Here is a 2,246-nt window from a genome sequence, read left to right on the forward strand (position 1 = left end):
GCGACGGCCCTGGCCATCTACCACGGCTGGGTTCCCCCCACCCTTAACCTGGATAACCCCGACCCCGAGTGCGAAGGGTTGGACTTTGTGCCCCACAAGGCGCGGCAGATGGCTGTTGACGTGGCCCTGGTCAATGCCTTTGGGTTTGGGGGGCATAACGTGACCTTGGCCCTGCGCCGCTACTCTGCTGATTGAGGAATCCCGCCTATGTCCATCCCAGAAGGCTCCGCCCCCTCTGTTCGCCAGCAGGCTTTGGCCGCCTTGACGGCGGAGCTGACGCAGCAGGGCCATCCCCCCGAATACGCCCAGCACATGGCAGCGGCAGTGATTTTTCAGGCCGATCTGGATCTCTGTTCAGCCCAGTTGGCGCGGCTCTTGAGTTGGCTTAAGCAAAACCACCCGCAGCTCTACCCAGAGGCGGTGCAACTGGTGGATGCCACCCGCGAGGAGTTTGAGCGGCGGGTTCAAAGGGGATAGGTGGGCCGTAGGGGCCTGAGATGCCAACGCTAGGATAGGGGGGATCTCCTTACCCCCAGGCTCACTACTCATGGCTGCGGAACTGCTTCCCTCTCCCAAGAGGAGAAAGGCGGGGGGGTGAGGGAAAAGTTTCGTTGACCCGCTAGAGATGACTACTACGGATGCGAAGTTCCCCGAGCAGATAGCTCAGCCGCCAGACCTAGAGAAGTCCCATGGGCCCTTTCAGGAACAGGCTGGGCAGGGATCCCTGCTGCTCCACGTGGGCGGCATGAGCTGTGCCGGCTGCGTTCGGGCCGTCGAGCAAGTCTTGCTCAACCAGCCGGGGGTGGTCAAAGCCAGCGTTAACCTGGTTACCGAATCGGCCCTTGTGGAATTTGCCCCTGGCAGCCGGCCTGACCCCGAGCATCTGGCCCGCATCTTGACAGAGGCGGGGTTTCCCAGCTCCTGCGCCGTCGGCAGGGGTGATTCTCCTTCCCCAGATGGATGGGATCATGCCCTGGACGCGCCCGATGATCCCATCGCCCGGCAGCGGCGGCAAACCCAAGCCCAGATTCACCAGGCCTTCACCGCCGCTTTTTTACTGCTCATCTCTGCTGCCGGCCACCTGGATCTGTTCGCCCGCCTGGGCTTGCCCGTCCTCAACGACGTCTGGCTGCACTGGGGGTTGGCGACGTTGACCTTCGTCGGCCCGGCCCGCAACCTTGTCCTGGACGGCTGGCGGGCGGCGCGGCGGCTGGCCCCCAACATGAACACCCTAGTCACCCTGGGATCCGGATCCGCCTACCTGGCTAGTTTGGTGGGGTTGTTGGCCCCGCAGGTGGGCTGGGAGTGCTTTTTCGACGAGCCGGTGATGCTGCTTAGCTTCATCCTGCTGGGACGGGCCCTGGAGCAGCAGAGCCGTCTGCGGGCCGCCGGCAGCTTGCAAGCTTTGGTGAGCCTGCGCCCCAACTTGGCTCGCCGAGTGCCACCCCAAGAGACTGCGGGATCCCTGACCTCAGAGGGAGAGTGGTGCCCCCTCGAACAAGTGCAGGTGGGGGACTGGCTGCAGGTGCGGGCTGGCGAACAGATCCCGGTGGATGGAGAAGTGATTGCCGGCCAGGCCACGGTGGACGAGGGCATGCTCACCGGGGAATCCCTACCTGTATTCAAACAGCCAGGGGATCCGGTCGTGGCCGGGACGGTCAACCAATCGGGATTGCTGCTGTGTCGGGCTACGCGCACCGGCAAAGACACCACCCTGGCCCAGATCATCCGCCTGGTGGAAGAAGCCCAAGCCCGCAAGGCCCCCATCCAGAGCCTGGCCGACCGGGTGGCCGGTTACTTCACCTACGGCGTGGTGGCACTGGCTCTTCTCACCTTTGCCTTCTGGTACTGGATCGGGATCCCGCTCTGGGGAAGCGAGATCCTGATGGGGGTTGGTCTCCACTCCTCTCTGCACCTAGGGGATCACCCCCCCCATCCCACCCCTCTGCTCCTTAGCCTTAAGCTGGCCATCTCGGTGCTGGTGGTGGCCTGCCCCTGCGCCCTGGGATTGGCTACACCCGTAGCCATTTTGGTGGGCACCGGACTGGGCGCGGAGCGGGGACTGCTCATCCGCGGCGGCGATGTCCTGGAGAAAACCCACCGCCTGCAAACAGTCGTCTTCGACAAAACCGGCACCCTCACCCAGGGGGATCCGCACCTAACCGATTGCCTTGCCCTCGACCCTGCCCTGGATCCGGCTCGGCTGCTGCAACTGGCGGCCACAGTAGAAAGCGGCACCCGCCATC

General features: G+C 64.2%; 2 protein-coding genes and 1 pseudogene. All 3 read left to right on the forward strand.

Features of this window, described 5'->3' with window-relative positions:
- Positions 1-195: pseudogene (locus NW835_RS11740) on the forward strand (beta-ketoacyl-[acyl-carrier-protein] synthase II); the annotation flags it as partial.
- A 12-nt stretch (positions 196-207) separates the two neighbouring features.
- Complete coding sequence (locus tag NW835_RS11745; protein ID WP_414415374.1) at positions 208-477, forward strand: hypothetical protein; 270 nt, start codon at positions 208-210, stop codon at positions 475-477.
- A gap of 148 nt (positions 478-625) precedes the next feature.
- A partial coding sequence (locus NW835_RS11750; RefSeq protein WP_414415375.1) for a heavy metal translocating P-type ATPase occupies positions 626-2,246 on the forward strand: 1,621 nt, incomplete at its 3' end.

The organism is Synechococcus sp. OH2 (assembly GCF_047462155.1).
In the GTDB taxonomy this organism is placed as follows: Bacteria; Cyanobacteriota; Cyanobacteriia; order Thermostichales; family Thermostichaceae; genus Thermostichus.

Bases quoted from the DNA above. Each gene is read 5' to 3' on its own strand.
- NW835_RS11745 (WP_414415374.1), top strand. From the start codon at position 208: ATGTCCATCCCAGAAGGCTCCGCCCCCTCTGTTCGCCAGCAGGCTTTG.